A 17,304-nucleotide genomic window follows, 5' to 3' on the forward strand; every position below is an offset into this window, starting at 1 on the left:
CCTATGCAAATGCTGCTTCTCTTTGTCGTAAATGTATCCTCTCCCCCATGTCATACATGACCTTCGACGATCAAGTTGCCATCGTGACCGGTGCCGGTAACGGCCTCGGGCGCTGCCACGCCCTCGAACTCGCCCGCCGCGGCGCCCGTGTCGTCGTCAACGACCTGGGCAGCGCCGTCGACGGCAGCGGAGCCTCGACCTCAGCGGCCCAGGCTGTCGTCGACGAGATCACGGCAGCCGGGGGCACTGCCATCGCCAACGGTGACTCGGTGGCCACACCCGAGGGCGGGGCGGCGATCGCGACCGCCGCCCACGAGGCCTTCGGCCGGATCGACATCCTCGTCAACAACGCGGGCATCCTCAGAGACGCCGCCTTCAAGAACATGACCCCCGAGCAGGTCGACGCAGTGATCGCCGTCCACCTCGGCGGCGCATTCAACGTCACGCGGGCCGTATGGCCGGTCATGCGCGTCCAGAACTACGGTCGCATCATCCAGACGACCTCCGGAACAGGGCTTTTCGGGAACTTTGGACAAGCGAATTACGGCGCGGCCAAAATGGGACTGGTCGGCATGATGCATGTGCTGTCCATCGAAGGAGCCCGTAACGGCATCGCGGTCAATGCCATCGCGCCCATCGCCCGTACCCGCATGACCGAGGACATCATGGGCGAGGCGGGCGCGGCCATGGACCCCGAACTCGTCACCCCTGTGGTGGTGTATCTCGCCCATCGCGACTGCGACCGCACCGCACACATCTACTCGGTGGGCGCAGGCAAGGTGTCCCGGGTGTTCATCGGGGTCAGCCGCGGAATCGAAGACGTCGAACTGAGCGCGGAATCCGTCGCTGCGGCGATCGACTTCATCGATGACGCCTCGGCCTTCACCATCCGCGGCGGACCCGGCAAGCCGGCCATGGCCTGAGATCGCGAGTCAGCGGCCCTCGAACCGAGCCGGCCGGCGTTCGGCAAACGCACGCAGACCTTCGGCCAGGTCAGCGGTACTCGACACGATCTCCGCCGCCCAGGCTTCCTGTTCGAAGGCACGGGCGCGGTCGGACTCCGAGGACACCGACAGCAGGCGCTTGGTCAGCGCGAGCATCACCGACGGCCCCGCGGCGAGGCGCCTTGCCACGTCTGCGGCGACGTCGTGCACCTCTTCGCTCCCCGTCACGCGGTTCACCAGGCCCCATTCCAGGCATCGGGCCGCATCCACGGGCTCGCCCAGCATGAGGATCTCGCTTGCCCGCCGCAGCCCGACGATCCGGGTCAAGAGGTGAATGGCTCCCGCATCGGGCAGGATGCCGCGATCGACGAACGCTTCGATCAGCGTCGACCCCGCGGCCATCACGACGAAATCGCAAGCCAGGACAAGACTCACTCCGGCCCCCACGGCCGTCCCGTTCAGCGCCGCCACGACCGGCTTGTCGCAGTCGAGGACGGCAGCAATCAGCCGCTGCCAACCCCGCTGGAGCAGCCGCGCTACGTCACCGGGGCGTTTCTCCGGCGCAGGGGTCGTCGCCGCCGGCCGGGTCGAGAGTCCGGCACCGGCACAGAAATGCCTCTCCCCCGCCGAGCTCAACAGCACCGCCCGTACCCGCGGATCGTTCGCCGCGGCCTCGAAAGCATCGGTCAATGCGTCACGAGCACTGGGCGACAACGAATTTCCCACCGCAGCGCGATCGATATGGACATACTGCACTCCGTCGCCACCGACCTGAGACCGGATCCCCGGATCCTCTTCCGCCACGCCATCACCCCTTCCCCAGCACCGCCGTTATCTGCATTCTCATATTTCGGGTATGTTCATTTCCACTAATGGACAGCGTGCCACACGAGGAGGTCGCGGGATGGTAGATGCGTCGTCGACTGCTACCACGTCATCCACCCATTCATCGATGCCCTCGACGACTGGACAGATCACCGATGAGGGACTTGCGCGGCTGCGAGCCACCATCGGGATCTCGGTCCCCCACACCCAGCCGCCGCACTTCCTCCGGCCGAATGAAGACGCGTTCCGGCATGTTGCGGAAAGCTATGGCGACGGGAATCCGCTGTGGTGCGATCCGGCATACGCGAGGTCGACGGTGTGGGGTGGGCCGGTGGCTCCCCCGGCGCTCGTCGGCGGTGACACGCTCATCGGCGAAGACGAGGTCACCGCACTGAGCGAGTCGGACCGCGCACTGACCAAAGGGGACCCGCTGCGCGGCGTACATGCCTTCTACGCATCGTCCTCGCGCGAATGGTGGGCACCGCTACGGGCCGGACGGCGGGTATACCGACGAAACGCACTGGTCGCCGCGCTCGACAAACCCAGTGAATTTGCCGGTCGCGCCGTGCACGAATGGACGGCACAGGTCTTCCGTGACGACCAAGGTGTGTTGCTCGGCGGCCAGTACCGCAACATGATTCGAACGGAACGCACAAAGGCGCGGGATCGCAAGAAATACGATGCGGTGCAATTGAAAACGTGGTCATCCGAAGAGATCGCCGACATCGACGCGCGCTATGCCGGCGAGCAGCCCCGCAGCGCCGAACCGCGCTGGTGGGAGGACGTTGCCGAAGGCGACACCGTGGGACCACTGACCAAGGGCCCACTGACCGTCACCGACATGGTGTGCTGGCATGTCGGAATGGGTACGGGAATGTACGGCGTGCGCCCGCTTCGGTTGGCGTGGCGAAACCGCCAACGCATCCCGCGCTTCTACAGCCTGAACGAGGCCGGCGTGCCGGATGTACAGCAGCGCGTGCACTGGGATCCCGACGCCGCGCGTAACGCAGGAAATCCCACCACTTTCGACTACGGGCGGATGCGCGAGACATGGCTCATCCACCTGTGCACGAACTGGATGGGTGACGACGCCTGGTTATGGAAGCTGGAATGCGAGTTTCGGTTGTTCAACTACATCGGCGACCTGCACACCATCACCGGCACCGTGGTCGAGAAATACCTTGCCGAGGGAGGCCGGCCGGCGGTCGACCTGGAACTCGCGGCTACCAATCACCGCGGGGAGATCACCGCGCCCGGGCGGGCAACCGTTCTGCTGCCCAGTCGGGTGCACGGCCCCGTGCGGTTACCCGACCCACCCGGCGCTGCCAGCAATCTCTCGGAGGTGCTGACCGCGGTGGCGGAACGTTTCGAAGAACGATGAGAACCGCTGTGTACGAGAGTGTTCCAGGGTTGCGCGCCGCACACGAGGGGTCGGTGCTCACTCTCACGCTGGACCGCGCGGACCGGCGCAATGCTGTGGACGACGTCATGCTCGATGCGATGATCGATCATCTCGCTGCTGCCGGGACCGACGAATCGGTGCGGGTGATCCGCCTCGACGCGGTAGGTCCCGATTTCTGCGCCGGGGCAGACCTCATCGCGCGTAACGCGTCGACCGAACGCAAGCCGCGAGTCGGCAGCACGCAGCGCCGCTTGCCGCACAAGGCGAATCGCCTCATTCCACTGCTGACCGAAACGCAAGTGCCGATCGTGGCCGTGGTGCGGGGCTGGGCCGCGGGCCTGGGTTTTCACCTGGCGCTCGCGGCAGATTTCTGCGTGGCCGCCGATACCGCCCGATTCTGGGAGCCGTTCATGGCGCGTGGCTTCACTCCCGACAGCGGTGGCACGTGGCTGCTGCCCCGGGTCATCGGGCTGGTACGCAGTCGCAAGATTCTGATGATCGGCGACGAACTTTCCGGCGCCACGGCCGCGCGGTGGGATCTGATCCACCAAGCCTGCGCCGAAGAGCAGCTCGACCAGGTCGCCGATGACCTCATCGGACGCCTTGCCATAGCACCGACCGTCGCGCTGGGTCTGACCAAGTGGCTGCTTCACACCAGCAACGGCCTCGATCTCGACAGGCAGCTGCACAACGAGGCCCTGGCCCTTGAGTTATCCAGTCGCAGCGAGGATTTCCGGGAAGGCCTGGCGGCATTCAAGGCCAAACGCGACGCGGAGTTCACCGGACGATGACGCAGTTACCGATCACCCCGACCAGCTCGCCGGACCAGGCCCGCGTCGCGGTTCGTGAGTGGGTCGCCACAACCGTGCCGCAGGACTGGCGCGCGGCCGCAGACCGGGGTCCCGCGGCGTTGCGCGCGGTGCGCACCCCCGCCGACTACGCGGCGTGGTACCCGGCCTTCGCGGAGTCAGGACTGGTGGTGCCCACCTGGCAACCCGAACACGGCGGACTCGGTGTGGCCGCCGATGTCGCACGGGCGATCGATGTCGAGTTGGCTCCGCTGCGCTTGACACGCCTCAATCCGCTGGGACTGAACAATGCCGCCTCGGCACTGTTCAGTCACGGCACCGAGGAGCAGCGGCGTCGCTTTCTGCCTCCGATCGTGCGCAACGAGGAAAAGTGGTGCCAGCTGTTCAGCGAGCCTGGCGCCGGATCGGATCTCGCGTCACTGTCGACGCGGGCTGTTCGCGACGGTGCCGGAGACGGCGCCGATTGGATGGTGACCGGCCAGAAGGTGTGGTCGACGTGGGCCGACGAAGCAGATTTCGCGATTCTGCTGGCCCGCACCGACATCGACCGTCCCAAACACGAGGGCATCACCTACTTTCTGCTCAACCTCAGGCAGCCCGGCGTCCAGATACGTCCGCTGCGCCAGATCACCGGAGAATCCGAGTTCAACGAGGTGTTCCTCGACGGCGCTCGCATTCCCGACTTCCAGCGCGTCGGTGACGTGAACGACGGCTGGCGGGTCAGCGCGTCGACACTGTCCAGTGAACGACAGATGGTGTCGGGGTCCGGTTCCGGAGGGATGGGCCGCCTGGGCGGCTCCAGCGCCGACCGGCTGATCGGACTCGCCAAGGAGAAGGGCCGGTGGGCTGACCCGGTGATCCGGGGCAGGATCATGCATGTTTGGGCCCAGGAACAGATCCGCGGCTGGACCAACGCTCGTGTACGCGCTGCCCTCACGGCCGGGCAGTCGCCCGGGGCGGCTTCCTCGATCGGCAAGGTTCATCAGGCGACGCTGAACCAGCAGATCCAGAATCTGATGGTCGACATCCTGGGCACCGAGGCGCTGGCGTGGGCCCCGACCGACGATCCTGACGCGTTGCCGCGGGAGGTGCGGGGCATGCTGCGCAGCCTGGCCAACGGCACCGAAGGCGGCACAACGGACATCAACAAGAACATCCTGGGCGAACGCGTGCTCGGACTGCCACGCGAACCGGACCCGTGGAAGGGCAAGCCCTGGCGGGATGTCCCGCGATCATGACCTCCTACCAGCGGCTGACGGTCTCGCGATCCGATGGAATCGGGTGGCTCATCCTGAACCGCCCCGACGCCGGAAATGCGTTCGACGCGGTGATGCTCGACGAGCTCGAACGAGCGTGGGTCGAACTCGATGCGGATCCCGAGGTGAGGGTGATCGTCAACGCCGCGAACGGCAGAGCGTTCTGTACCGGCATGGACGTCGTGCAGGTGGCCCGCGACAAAGCGGCCATGCGACGGCACTCCCGCCGCACACGTGACGCGGAGCTGAGGATCTCGTCCTGGCACTGCGGGGTGTGGAAGCCGGTGATCGCCGCCGTCAACGGCGTCTGTGCCGGCGGCGGACTGCACCTGGTCGCCGATGCCGACATCGTGATCGCCTCGGAGGCTGCGTCTTTCGTCGATCCGCACGTCTCGGTGGGGCAGGCCGTGGCGTACGAGGCGATCACCCTGATTCGCAAATCACCGATGGAGGCGATAATGCGTACGACGCTCATGGGCCGAGAAGAACGAATGTCTGCGCAGCGGGCACACCAACTCGGCATCGTGTCGCAGGTGGTTCCCGCCGATGAGCTGCGCGCAAGCGCCGCGTCGCTGGGGTCGGCCGTCGCCGCCAACTCTCCCGCCGCACTGCGTGCCACCAAACAAGCGCTGTGGCGGGCCCTGGAGGTAGGGCGCGCCGTGGCTTACCGGGAGGCCGCCGTGACGATCGATTCGCTGGCCACCCACCCCGACGTCATCGAGGGAGCGCGGGCCTGGCGCGCGAAGCGGGCGCCGCTGTGGCAGCCGCTCGACTCCGAGACCGGAGCAGTGTCGTGACGACCACCGAACACGCGCCTTATCGTCGGCTCATCGTCGAACGACGGGGGCCGGTCGGCTGGCTCATCATGAACCGCCCGGACCATCTGAACGCCTACGACGTCGTGATGCGCGAAGAGTTCCCGCGCGCGTGGGCCGAACTCGAAGCCGATCCCGAGGTGCGGGTCATCGTGCACACGGGCAACGGGCGAGCATTCCAGGTCGGCGCCGACGTCGCCGAGCTCGACGGGGATGCCGTACAGCAATTCCAGGAGACGATGCGCACGCTGGATCTGAAGCTGACCGGCTGGCACTGCAACGTCGGCAAACCGATCATCACGGCGGTGAACGGGGTGTGCGCCGGCGGCGGGCTGCACTGGGTGGCCGACGGCGATATCGTCATCGCTTCGTCGGACGCCACGTTCGTCGACCCCCACGTGTCCATCGGGCAGGTCAGCGCGCTGGAGACCATCGCGCTGATGCGCAAGATTCCTGCGGAAGCAGTGCTACGGATGGCCCTGCTCGGCAGCCACGAACGGATGAGCGCCCAACGTGCCTACGAACTCGGCATGATCAGCCAGGTGGTTGATCCGCCCGAGGCGTTGCGCGACGTGGCACAGGATCTCGCGGAGAAGATCGCGCGCAACTCGCCGACAGCGATGCGTGCCACCAAACGCGCGTTGTGGGGCGGTCTGGAATCCGGGCTGACAGACGCCTGCCGAGCCGGGGCCAAGCATCTCACGTCGATGTGGGGCCATCCCGACCAGGACGAGGGTCCGCAAGCATTCGCCCAGAAGCGCCAACCGAAATGGCTCCCCTTGGAGCGTGATTCGTGAATCTCTCGGAACTCCTCGACGATCTACCCGATATCGCCGTGTACACGCTCGACGCGGAGATCCCGACCGCACGGTTGCGCGGGTGCTCGGCTGCACTCCGGGCCGAACTGATTGCTGCCGGTGTGCGCCCCGGTCACGTGGTCGCGGCGATGCTGCCCAATGACGCCACCACGGTCTCCGCGTTGTTCGGAACCTGGGGTGCGGGCGGGGTCTACACACCGCTCAACCCGCGCGCCGCCGACGCCGAGCTCACCACGCAGCTGCAGACACTTCGCCCATCGGCGGTGCTCACCACCGCCGAGTCCGCCCACCGCTTCGCCGGCACCAATATCCCGGTACTCGTCGGCGGCGACCTGCGCTGGACGAGCGCAGACCGACCGGCACACCGCCAGGACGCACTCGATCCGCAGAGCTATGACCCCGCGGTTGCGCTGCTCCAGTTCACGTCGGGAACGACCGGCGCACCGAAACCCGTGCCGCTGCGCCACGAGACGGTCATCGACCTGATCGATCGCCTGCTGGCCAAACTGCGCGGGGGCCGCGACCGCAGCAGTGATCGGCCGCCCATGCCGAACCTGGTCCCGCTATCCCTGTCACTGTGGGCCGGTATCTACCAGGTCCTGTTCGCATTTCGGGCCGGTGCGGGTGTCATCCTGATGGATCGCTTCTCCTCCGGCGGGTTCGCCGCGCTGGTCGCGCGCCACCAGCTCCGTTCGACGGTGCTGCCCCCGGCCGCGTTGACCATGGTGTTACACGACGACTCGGTGTCCGACCTGTCCCCGCTGCGCATCGTGCGGTCGATCACCGCCCCGCTCTCTCCGGTGCAGGCCGCACGCTTCCGGGACAAGTTCGGGGTGCTGGTGCTCAACTCCTACGGGCAGACGGAACTCGGCGGGGAAGTCGTCGGGTGGTCGGCCTCCGATGCGAGGGACTACGGCGTGGCCAAATTGGGCTCGGTCGGTCGGCCACTTCCCGGCATCGATGTGACGATAATTGACAACGAAGTGCTGGTGCGCACACCGACAACCGCATCGCGGCAGGTCGACCCGGCGTTCCACGACCGCTTGACTGAGGACGGCTGGTTCCATACCGGCGACCTCGGATGGCTCGATGACGACGGGTTTCTCTGGCTCGACGGTCGGGTGTCGGACATGATCAACCGTGGTGGCCTCAAGGTGTTCCCCGGTGCGGTCGAGGACGTTCTCCACAGCGCTGACGGTGTGCGCGAGGCCGCGGTTGTCGGAGTGCCCGATGAGCGCCTCGGCGAGGTCCCTTGGGCATTCGTGGTCCGGCGCGACGCGTCGGTCAGCGAGCAGTCACTGACCGACTGGTGCCGGGAAAGGCTGACGCCCTATCGCGTTCCGGCCCGCGTGGTGTTCGTCGACAGTTTGCCCCGCAACGACGTCGGCAAGGTGCTCAAACGCGATCTGGTGGCTCATGCCCGTGTGTGACCGTTGCCTGCCGGCCGCCCCACCGATGGTGCCGGTCTGGTGAACGCCGTGCGCTCAGTGGTGTTGGGTGACGGTGACATCGCGCGGATTCTCGCCGAAGCCCTCGGTACGCCACGGGCCGCGCCGGGTGCTGCCATCCCTTCAGGAACGAACGGTGTGGTCTTGGTCGTGGGTGGCCAACCCGGCTCGGCGCAACCATTGGAGACGTTGACCGCCGACCGTTGGCACCGCGACGTCGAGTTCAGCGTCGCGTCGGCGCTCACAGTCCTGCGTGACGCCAAAGCTGCCATGCCGAGCGGCGGCCGCATCGTTCTGGTGGTGCCGACCCTCGGCGTGACGGGAGCGCCCGGATTGGTCAGCTACACCACGGCGATGGAGGGCATCCGGGCGATGGCGAAATCGGCTGCACGGCAATGGGCCTGCGAGGGGGTCGGAGTCAATCTCGTGGCGGTCCCCGTCGGGCTGATCGCACCGGAGTTGGCCTCGGCGGACGCTCATCACAGCGCACCGGCTCTCGGTCGAGACGTCGACCTGTCCGCCACCGTGATTCGAGCAGTCGCTGTTCTGCTCGGCCACGAACTCGACCATCTGGCGGGGGCGACACTGGTGGTGGATGGAGGCTCGGTGATGCTGCCGTGACCCTGTCCGGTATGACGGTACTGGTCTCCGGTGCGGGCGCCGGTGTGGGTCGCGGTATCGCTGCGACGTTGGCCTCCGACGGCGCACATGTGGTGGTCGCCACCCGCTCGTCCAACGGTCAGGACGCGGTGCGCGATCTGCGGGCCGAGGGCGGGTCGGCAACATGGGTGCAATGCGATGTCACTGATAGCGAATCGGTTTGCGCCGCTGTGGGTCTTGCCCTTGCCACTACCGGGCGCCTGGACGGTGTCGTGCACAACGCCACCAGCAACACCTCGAGCCGACCGGCACGGCTCGAGGACGCCCGCGACGACTGGCCGGAGCACTGCGCGGTCTCACTCACCGGCGCGTTCCACTTCGCAACGCACGCCTTTTCCGCGCTGCAAGCGCGTGGGGGCGCCCTGGTGGTGATGACGTCGCCCGCGGGAATCGAAGGCAGCGCCACCCTCCCGCTCTACGCGACCGTCAAGGGTGCGCTGCGCGGTTTCACCAAGAGCCTCGCCCGCGAGTGGGCACCACACGGGATCACCGTCAACGCCGTTTCGCCGCTGGCATATTCACCCGCCATGGCGGCGGCGATCGAGGCTGAACCTGCCATGGAATCCCGAATGGCACGGCGCATCCCGATGGGGCGGATTGGAGATCCCGCTTCGGACGTAGGCACGGCCGTAGCGTTTCTGATGAGCCCAGGCGCCCGTTACATCACCGGTCAGACCATCGGCGTCGATGGCGGCCACTTCACGGGTCTGTGACGATGGAACTCGGCCTGGTGGTACCCCATACCGGGCCGATGGCGTCACCGACGTTTGTCGAAGATTTTGTGCTGACCGCCGAGAGCTGCGGTATCGATCGGTTGTGGGCAGTGGATCATCTGGTCTTGCCCCATCGCGTCGAATCACCATACGTGTCGGGACGTCAGCCCGTGCGAGTTGCCGACGGTTGGTTGTCGGAGTATCTCGCCCCGAGCTATGAGTCGCTGACCACCCTGGCCTGGATCGCCGGCCGAACCACGCGCATAGGTTTGGGGACCTCGGTGGCGGCACTCCCACTTCGCAACCCCATCTGCAACGCCCGCCAGCTCGCCACCCTTGACGCTCTGTCCGGGGGACGCGTCGTCTACGGCGCGGGCATCGGGTGGATGCGTGAGGAGGCCGTGGCCATGGGCCTGCCGTGGGACCATCGGGCGACGCGCAGCGAGGAACACATCGCGCTCCTGCGACACCTGTGGTCTGCCCGCGAACCGCTAGTCAGTTTCCACGGGCAGTACTTCAGTTTCAGTGATATCGATCCCAGCCCCTTTCCGTGCCAACGGCCCATCCCGATACTGATAGGCGAGCACTCGGCAGGAGCCCTGGCCCGCGCGGTACGCGTCGGCGACGGTTGGATCGCCGGTCCGATGCCGCCGGAGCGACTGGCCGGATTACTGGCCACACTGCGCCGGCTCGCGGAGGAGCAGGGTCGGGACGCCGACGATCTCTTGGTGGTGGCCTCAACGGTGGCCGGCCCGGATGTCAGCCCGGCTTTTTTGAGCAGCTATCGCGACGTCGGAGTCCATCACCTCCAGCTCGTGCTACCGGTCATCGAACCACGGGCGGCACTGTGCCTGGTCGAACGCATCGCAGCCTGGCGAGACTGAAACGTTTGAGATCAAATATTCTCTTTTCCAGATATGGTTGTTTTCGCATGAGATACCGACGAACAGGGGCTCCAATGTCCACCGCAACGCCTTTCGAAGTGTGGGATGCCGACAACCACATGTACGAGACCGTCGACGCGTACACGCGTTACCTGCCCGAGAAGTACTCAGAGGCAATCAAGTACGTCGACATCAACGGTCGGATTAAGTTGCAGATCCTCGGAACGGTGACCGAGACGATTCCCAACCCGACCTATGACGTCATCCCAACCCCGGGGGCATGGGCCGACTACTACCGCGGTATCAACCCAGAGGGAAAGACGCTGCGCGAGCTCGCGCAACCCATCCGTTGCCCCGAGGAGTTCCGCCGGCCCGAACCACGGCTGGCTCTGATGGACCGCCAGGGAATTTACGGCACGGTGATGTTTCCGACGACGGCAGGGATGTTGGAGGAACGTCTACGCCTTGACACCGAGTTGACCCACGCGGTCACCCACGCCTTCAATCAGTGGCTGCTCGACGAGTGGACGTTCAACTACCACGACAGAATCTTCGCGGTTCCCGCCATCTCACTCAACGATCCCGCGATGGGGGTGCGTGAGTTGGAGTGGTGCCTCGACCATGGTGCCAGGACGGTGCTGATCAGGCCCGCGCCTGTGCCGCGGGGGGACGGCACGTCCCGCTCACCCGCGTTGCCGGAATTCGACGACTTCTGGCGCTTGGTGGAAAGCGCGGGCATTGCGGTGCAGATGCACAACTCCGACCCCGGCTACGACAAATACCTCTCGGACTGGGAAAGCGGCGAAGAATTCCAGGGTTTCCAGCTCACCACGTTTCGCGGGTTCATCTACGAGGAAAGTCGGCACATTTTCGACACGCTGGCCGCCTTCGTGGCGCACGGGGTGTTCGATCGGTTCCCGGGCCTGCGGATCGGAGTGGTGGAAAACGGCGGCTCGTGGGCGCCCCGTCTCCTTGAGGCTTTCGACCGCGTATACCGAAAGAAACCCAAGGATTTCGACCGCCACCCGGTGGAGATTTTCAAGCAGCACATCTGGGTCAACCCGTTCCACGAGGAGGACATGGCCGGCCTCGTCGAGATCCTCGGCGTCGATCGGGTGATGTTCGGATCCGACTACCCGCATCCCGAGGGCCTCGCCGAACCCGCGCAGTTCGTCGATGAGCTCGCCAACCTGTCACCGGATGCCACCGTCCGGGTGATGGGCGCCAACCTCAAAGCGCTGCTCGACGTCTGAGCCCAGCGCTCAGACGTCGTAGACGAACACGTGGGTGGCCGCGGTGATCAGCCTGTCGTCGGTCCCTTCGTCGTGGACCGACGTCCGTACCGCACGTGTGCCGACCGCGCCACCGAGAACCTCTGTATCGAACCGGAACGGTCCGACCTTCCCCCGCGCGACGAACATCACGTGCGACGAAATGCCGGTCACCCGTTCGGTGCCCACTGATTCGACCACGCTGAGTCGAGCCGCTGCTTCGGTCATCGCGAACTGCGGACCGATGTGCAGTGCGGCGTCGGGCGACGCAACATCGGCGGAGAGCTCCGGCAGCATCCACGTCGTGTCGCCGGCGCGAGAACCGCCGAACACCTGCCACAGCGGCGGCAGATCCGGTGAATCCTCGACGAGGATCGGGTCGACCTCCATCTTCCCCAGGCCGTCGGGCGGCGCACCGAGAGACACTCCCTGACCTTCGGTGACGGCGAGCACGCGGGTCGGCTCGTCCGCATCGACGATGACCGAGCGGCTGTAGCTCATCCGTTGGCCCGCCTTCAGATTTTCGGTGCGGACTTCGAACCGGGATACGCCGATGCCGTGGTCGATCACCTGACACGAGTGCACCACCGGATTGGGGATGGCTTCGAGGTCGGAAATGAGACCTCCCTCTGGCGAGGCCATTCCGTAGACCGAGAGCAGAACGGCTCCGCGACCGTCGCGCATGTCATGGCGCAGCGCGACGGTGTCGTCGACCGGGCCGACCGTCATCGACGCGTGGTGTCGGCCGATGTAGCGGTAGCTGAGCAGACCACCCCACCGGCGGTGCAATTCAGCAGCATAGGCGGCGGGATCGCCGGCCAGTTCCCGGATATCACGAACCACGGCGCTCCCCTTGTCGGTCATTTACCCGGCCCGTTCGGGAACTTCAGCAAAGAGCCCGCGTCGACGCGGATCTGCTGACCGGTGATGTAGCGGCTCTCGTCGCTGGCCAGGAACACCGCCAGGTGGGCAGTGTCCTCCGGTTCGATATAGGGAATCGGCATGGCCTGGAAGTAGGTGAATGCCAACTCGGCATCGTCGCGAGTCGGGGTGCGACCCTCGGCGGCGATGTCCGGCCGGAAAATTCCGTAGATACCGTCGTTGTGCAGTAGTCCGGTGTTGCAGTTCGTCGGATGGATCACATTCACCCGGATGAACCGCGAAGCCAGATGGATCGCCATCTGCTCGGCGTACTCCATGAGAACCCGCTTACTCCAGGCATATCCGGCGCCGCCCGGCCCCATCTCCGGACTGTCCGCCTGTCCAGGCATCATGCCTGCGGTGGAACCGGTGACGATGATGGATCCCCGGTCGGCCAGATGGGGGACCGCGGCGGCGACGGTGTTCATCACGCCCACCAGATCGACATCGGTCGCGTCGACGAAATGCATGGCATCGGGTGTGCCCATGGCCATCGGGAGTATGCCGGCGTTGGCAACGACGATGTCGAGGCGGCCGAGGTCGATGAGCGCAGATTCCAGAACCTCACGCAACGCCGCGCGGTCGCGGACGTCGGCTGTCCGGGCTACCACGCGACGGCCGTGTTCCTTGACTTTTCGTTCGGTCTCGGACAGATCATCCGGAGTCGCGAGCGGATAGGGGTTCGACACGATATCGGCGCAGATGTCCACCGCGACGATATCGGCTCCTTCGCGGGCCATCGCGACCGCGTGCGCCCTACCCTGCCCGCGGGCCGCACCGGTGACGAAGGCGACCTTGCCGTCGAGCCGTCCTGCCATCTACTTTCCTTCCGTTGACGTATACCGCTGGCGAAGAACGGTTTTGAGAACCTTGCCGGTGAGATTGCGCGGTAGTTCGTCCACCACTTCGAGCCGCTCCGGCGATTTGTGATTGCTCAGCCCTTGCGCCCGGCAGTGCGCCGCGATCGCGTCGAGGGTGAGCTCTGCTCCCGGGCGGGCCACCACCACGGCGCAGACGCGCTCACCGGTGCGGCTGTCCGGCACACCGATGACGGCGACGTCGGTCACCGCCGGATGGGCGGCGAGAACGTCCTCGATCTCGAGTGCAGAGATGTTCTCCGCATTGCGGATGATCGCGTCTTTGATGCGACCAGTCACCACCACGTTGCCCTGGTGGTCGATACGTCCCAGATCACCGGTGCGAAACCACCCATCGTCGTCGAAAGCCTGCGCGTCGAGTGCCGCGTCGACGTAGCCGAGGAAGCACTGGGGGCCCTTCAGTCGCAGTTCGCCCTCTTGGCCATGCGGCACTGGGCGTTCCGCCTCGTCCACGACCCGGACTCGGACGCCCCGGACCGGGCGGCCCACCGTGTGATCGAGCAGATCCGGGCACGCGTCGGGGGTCTGGGATGCGGCGACGGGAAACTCGGTGAGGCCCCACGCATTGGCAACCCCGGGTACCGAGAACGTGCGACGCACCGACTCGCCGAGTTGCGCCGTGATCGGAGCTCCCCCACCGACGCAGCCGCGCAGATCCGGGAACAGCGGTTGGGAACCATGTGCTTCTTGAGCGGCGACGAACGCCACCAGGAATGGCGTCGCCGAGCCCAACAGGGTCGGGCGGTGCGCGGCGATGGCATGCGGCGTCGTCACGGGATCGAAGGAATCGAACAGAGCGAGGCGCATTCCCGTCTTCAACGCTGCGGCGAGCATGACGGCTCCGCCGATATGGGTGACCGGGAAAGCGATGGGGTTCACGTCCGCGCTGGTGACACCCGTCATCTCGATGACACCTGCAGACCCCGCGATCACCGAGGCGTCGCAGTGCCGGGCACCCTTCGGAGTGGCGGTTGTGCCCGAAGAGTAGTAGATCCACCGGGTCTCCGACGCGTCGCCCAGCGCAGCAGGCAGCACGCCGGGATCACTGACAGGTAGTCGTAGCCCCTCACCCGCAGGAGCGCTGTGGTCGATCACGACAACCTGCATCGAACCGCCGTCGGCCAACGTGCGTGCGAGTTCCTCGTGGTCAAAGCCACGCCACACGCCGGGGACGATCAAGAATTGGGTGTGCAATTGCTCTGTCGTGAAACGTACTTCACTCTCCCGCCAGATTGGCAGGACCGGATTCTGCACAGCTCCCAGACGTGCCAGGGCCACCATGACGACCATGGCCTCCAGGGTGGAGGGCAGTTGCCAGGAGACGATCGAGCCGGCGCGGGCGCCGCGGTCGTGCAGTGCGGCGGCAGTGGCGAGGGACGCGTCGTGCAACTCGCTGGTGGTCAGCGTTCGGCCGTAGTCGTCGGCGAGCACCACACGGTCGGGATGGCGCTGCGCGGTGTGTACCACGAGTTGCCAGTAGGTCGATCCCGCGTGCACGCTCATCGGCTCGGGAGCAGCAGCCGACGCTTGGCCAGGATGTTGCGCATCATCTCCGAACTACCTCCGGACACGGTATACGCCCGTGACCACAGCCAACTTTCGCGTAACCGGTCCTTGGCGCGCCGGGCGGCCTCGTCTGAGGGATCGACGGTAACCGATGCCGCCAGCTCAGCACCATAGGCCGAGACCCGGTGATAGGTTTCGGCGAAACTCAGTTTGGCAATCGACCCGTCGCCGACCTCGTCACTGCCGACGACCATTCGTTCGACGTGATCGTCGATGAATGCCTTGGCAACCTCGACCTCGACGGCCAGATTCGCCACCGTGAGCCGGATGTCCTCGCAGTTCAGAGCCGGTCTGCCGTCGACTGTTCCGGCGCGCCCCAACGACACCAGGTCGTCGATCAACAGCTCCAGCAGGATGACGTTGCCGCCGATGCCGAAACGTTCGAAGTCCAGCCCTGCCATGATGATCGACCACCCTTGGCCAACCTCGCCGACCAGCTGATCGGCGCTCAGTGTGACACCGGTGAGAAACACCTCATTGACCTCGATGGCGTCGCCGACGGTGCGGATCGGCCGGACCTCGACCCCCTCGGCATCCAAGGGCACCGTGAACACGGACAGACCATGGTGACGAGAAGAACCGGGGTCGGTACGCAGCAGCGCAAGTCCCATATCGGCCCAGTGCCCGTCGGTGATCCAGGTCTTCTGACCATCAACGACCCAGGTGCCGTCGCCGACGCGAGTGGCCCGGCTGCGCACATTGGCGATATCGCTTCCCGCATCCGGCTCACTGAGCAGCTGACACCAAATATGCTCGCTGCGCCGGATGGCGGGAAGCAGCGATCGCTTCTGTTCCTCCGAACCGAAGTGCAGCAGCACGTGGGCGGCGAGGTTGACCTGGTCGACGGGCCGAGGTGCCCGGGCGCGCAGGATCTCCTCGCTGACGATCCGGTCATGCAACGGATGATGATCGGCCCGACCGCCGTACTCGACAGGCCAGTCACCACCGATCAGACCGGCATCGAAAAGCTTGGCAAACCACGTACGCAGGTGCGCTTCCGCAGCGGCGTCCTCGGGTGCGCGATGCCCCTCCCTGGCCTCGACAGGCGGCGCGTGGTCTGCCACGAAGGTCCGCACGTGGTTTCGGAAGGCGACCAACTCCTCCTCGGTGGGGCGTTCGCCGGTAGCGGTCACCATCCGGCGGCCTCGGCATAGTGGGCGTGTGCCGATCGTGGCGACTCCATGAGCTGGGCGTTGTCGAAAACCCGGCGCAATTCGTGATGCAGGGGATATTCCCACGTGAACCCGATCCCGCCGGACAGTTGCATGCATTCGTCGACGGCGCCGGTGGCGCGTGCCGCCACGAAAGCGTGCGCCGCCACCGAGAGGGCGCCGGCGCCGGCGTCGCCTGCCGCCGCGGCACGCGCACCCTTCATGACGATTGCGCGGGCCTTCACCTCGAACACCAGCAGTTCGACGAGCCGGTGCTGGATGGCTTGGAAGCTCGCCAACGCTGCCCCGAACGCCACGCGCTCGCGGAGATAATCGACCAGGCGATGCCTGGCGCTCGATACGGCACCGATCGAGTCCGCGCTGACGAGCAGCCTGCTCACCGTAGCGAGCTGAGTCGCCCGTGCCGGGCTGCCGATGAGCTGCCGAGGCACCGAGTCGATCTCGAGGGCGCGGGCCGGCCGGAGCACGTCGAGAAGATCGTCGGCCGGCCGGTCGGGCAGCTCCGCCGCGCTCTCGATCAGGTGAACGCCGTTGCTTCCCAAGATGACCAGTGCATCGGGAACGCCGCCGACAACACGGACGGTGGGACCGTCGGGCGCCGTCGCCACGACGGCGTCGCCGGCCAGCACCGTGCGAAGAAGGGCGTCACGCACATCGTCGGGCGCCGATGCCAGTGCCGCGGCCGCCACGGTGGTGCCCCACCAGCCCGAGCGATCGCCGGCCCGGCCGAGCTCCTCGGCCACGACCACGGCCTCCACCGGCAACCAGCCCGCTCCGTCCAGCTCGTCCTCGACGAGCAGCCCGGTCCAGTCCATCGCGGCCAGGTCCTGGATCGAGTCTTTCTCCCCTCGGCCGGCAAGGAAGGCCCGCGCGGAACTCCGGAGAAGGTCGAGATCGACATGTTCGTCGGCGGCCACCGGTG

Annotated in this window: 17 protein-coding genes; 11 read left to right on the forward strand and 6 right to left on the reverse strand. The window is 66.2% G+C overall.

The window, feature by feature from the left end:
* Positions 1–47 precede the first annotated feature (47 nt).
* Positions 48–923, forward strand: a complete 876-nt coding sequence (locus SBI67_RS17170) for an SDR family NAD(P)-dependent oxidoreductase (RefSeq protein ID WP_318981703.1) — start codon at positions 48–50, stop codon at positions 921–923.
* 9 nt (positions 924–932) lie between these two features.
* Here SBI67_RS17170 and SBI67_RS17175 read toward each other — a convergent pair whose 3' ends face one another.
* Positions 933–1,748, reverse strand: a complete 816-nt coding sequence (locus SBI67_RS17175; RefSeq protein WP_318981704.1) for an enoyl-CoA hydratase/isomerase family protein — start codon at positions 1,746–1,748, stop codon at positions 933–935.
* Between the two features lie 148 nt (positions 1,749–1,896).
* Here SBI67_RS17175 and SBI67_RS17180 point away from each other — a divergent pair, with 148 nt between their 5' ends.
* From SBI67_RS17180 to SBI67_RS17225, 10 genes are all read left to right on the forward strand, one after another.
* Positions 1,897–3,150 (forward strand): hotdog family protein, encoded by a 1,254-nt coding sequence (locus SBI67_RS17180; RefSeq protein WP_318981705.1) that lies wholly within the window; start codon positions 1,897–1,899, stop codon positions 3,148–3,150.
* The gene (locus tag SBI67_RS17185) at positions 3,147–3,962 is read left to right on the forward strand and encodes an enoyl-CoA hydratase/isomerase family protein (protein ID WP_318981706.1); all 816 of its coding nucleotides are present in this window, start codon (positions 3,147–3,149) and stop codon (positions 3,960–3,962) included. Before SBI67_RS17180 ends, SBI67_RS17185 begins: the two co-directional genes overlap by 4 nt.
* Positions 3,959–5,218, forward strand: coding sequence for an acyl-CoA dehydrogenase family protein (locus tag SBI67_RS17190; protein WP_318981707.1), 1,260 nt, complete (start codon positions 3,959–3,961; stop codon positions 5,216–5,218). Before SBI67_RS17185 ends, SBI67_RS17190 begins: the two co-directional genes overlap by 4 nt.
* Entirely contained in the window at positions 5,215–6,033 is an 819-nt protein-coding gene (locus SBI67_RS17195; RefSeq protein WP_318981708.1) for an enoyl-CoA hydratase/isomerase family protein, read from the forward strand. The genes SBI67_RS17190 and SBI67_RS17195 overlap by 4 nt, the downstream gene beginning before the upstream one ends.
* Positions 6,030–6,848 carry an enoyl-CoA hydratase/isomerase family protein gene (locus SBI67_RS17200; protein WP_318981709.1) on the forward strand — a complete coding sequence of 273 codons (819 nt, stop codon included), beginning with the start codon at positions 6,030–6,032 and terminating at the stop codon, positions 6,846–6,848. Before SBI67_RS17195 ends, SBI67_RS17200 begins: the two co-directional genes overlap by 4 nt.
* Positions 6,845–8,299, forward strand: coding sequence for a class I adenylate-forming enzyme family protein (locus tag SBI67_RS17205; RefSeq protein WP_318981710.1), 1,455 nt, complete (start codon positions 6,845–6,847; stop codon positions 8,297–8,299). The genes SBI67_RS17200 and SBI67_RS17205 overlap by 4 nt, the downstream gene beginning before the upstream one ends.
* A gap of 39 nt (positions 8,300–8,338) precedes the next feature.
* Positions 8,339–8,938, forward strand: a complete 600-nt coding sequence (locus SBI67_RS17210) for an SDR family oxidoreductase (RefSeq protein WP_318981711.1) — start codon at positions 8,339–8,341, stop codon at positions 8,936–8,938.
* Positions 8,939–8,949: 11 nt separating this feature from the next.
* Positions 8,950–9,690 carry an SDR family NAD(P)-dependent oxidoreductase gene (locus SBI67_RS17215; RefSeq protein WP_318981712.1) on the forward strand — a complete coding sequence of 247 codons (741 nt, stop codon included), beginning with the start codon at positions 8,950–8,952 and terminating at the stop codon, positions 9,688–9,690.
* 2 nt (positions 9,691–9,692) lie between these two features.
* Positions 9,693–10,574 (forward strand): TIGR03619 family F420-dependent LLM class oxidoreductase, encoded by an 882-nt coding sequence (locus SBI67_RS17220; protein ID WP_318981713.1) that lies wholly within the window; start codon positions 9,693–9,695, stop codon positions 10,572–10,574.
* 74 nt (positions 10,575–10,648) lie between these two features.
* Entirely contained in the window at positions 10,649–11,827 is a 1,179-nt protein-coding gene (locus SBI67_RS17225; RefSeq protein WP_318981714.1) for an amidohydrolase family protein, read from the forward strand.
* A gap of 9 nt (positions 11,828–11,836) precedes the next feature.
* Here the strand turns inward: SBI67_RS17225 and SBI67_RS17230 are convergent, their stop codons facing one another.
* The 5 genes from SBI67_RS17230 to SBI67_RS17250 are packed head-to-tail and all read right to left on the reverse strand — an operon-like array spanning position 11,837 to position 17,299.
* Positions 11,837–12,688, reverse strand: coding sequence for a hypothetical protein (locus tag SBI67_RS17230; protein ID WP_318981977.1), 852 nt, complete (start codon positions 12,686–12,688; stop codon positions 11,837–11,839).
* Between the two features lie 17 nt (positions 12,689–12,705).
* A complete protein-coding gene (locus SBI67_RS17235; protein WP_318981715.1) occupies positions 12,706–13,584 on the reverse strand; it encodes a mycofactocin-coupled SDR family oxidoreductase in 879 nt (292 codons plus the stop codon).
* Positions 13,585–15,147: a class I adenylate-forming enzyme family protein gene (locus SBI67_RS17240; RefSeq protein ID WP_318981716.1), complete on the reverse strand. Its 1,563-nt coding sequence runs from the start codon at positions 15,145–15,147 to the stop codon at positions 13,585–13,587.
* Positions 15,144–16,346 carry an acyl-CoA dehydrogenase family protein gene (locus tag SBI67_RS17245; RefSeq protein ID WP_413232509.1) on the reverse strand — a complete coding sequence of 401 codons (1,203 nt, stop codon included), beginning with the start codon at positions 16,344–16,346 and terminating at the stop codon, positions 15,144–15,146. The genes SBI67_RS17240 and SBI67_RS17245 overlap by 4 nt, the downstream gene beginning before the upstream one ends.
* Positions 16,340–17,299 (reverse strand): acyl-CoA dehydrogenase family protein, encoded by a 960-nt coding sequence (locus SBI67_RS17250; RefSeq protein WP_318981717.1) that lies wholly within the window; start codon positions 17,297–17,299, stop codon positions 16,340–16,342. The genes SBI67_RS17245 and SBI67_RS17250 overlap by 7 nt, the downstream gene beginning before the upstream one ends.
* Positions 17,300–17,304: the final 5 nt, after the last annotated feature.

Source organism: Mycolicibacterium chengduense, from assembly GCF_033741155.1.
Lineage (GTDB): Bacteria > Actinomycetota > Actinomycetes > Mycobacteriales > Mycobacteriaceae > Mycobacterium.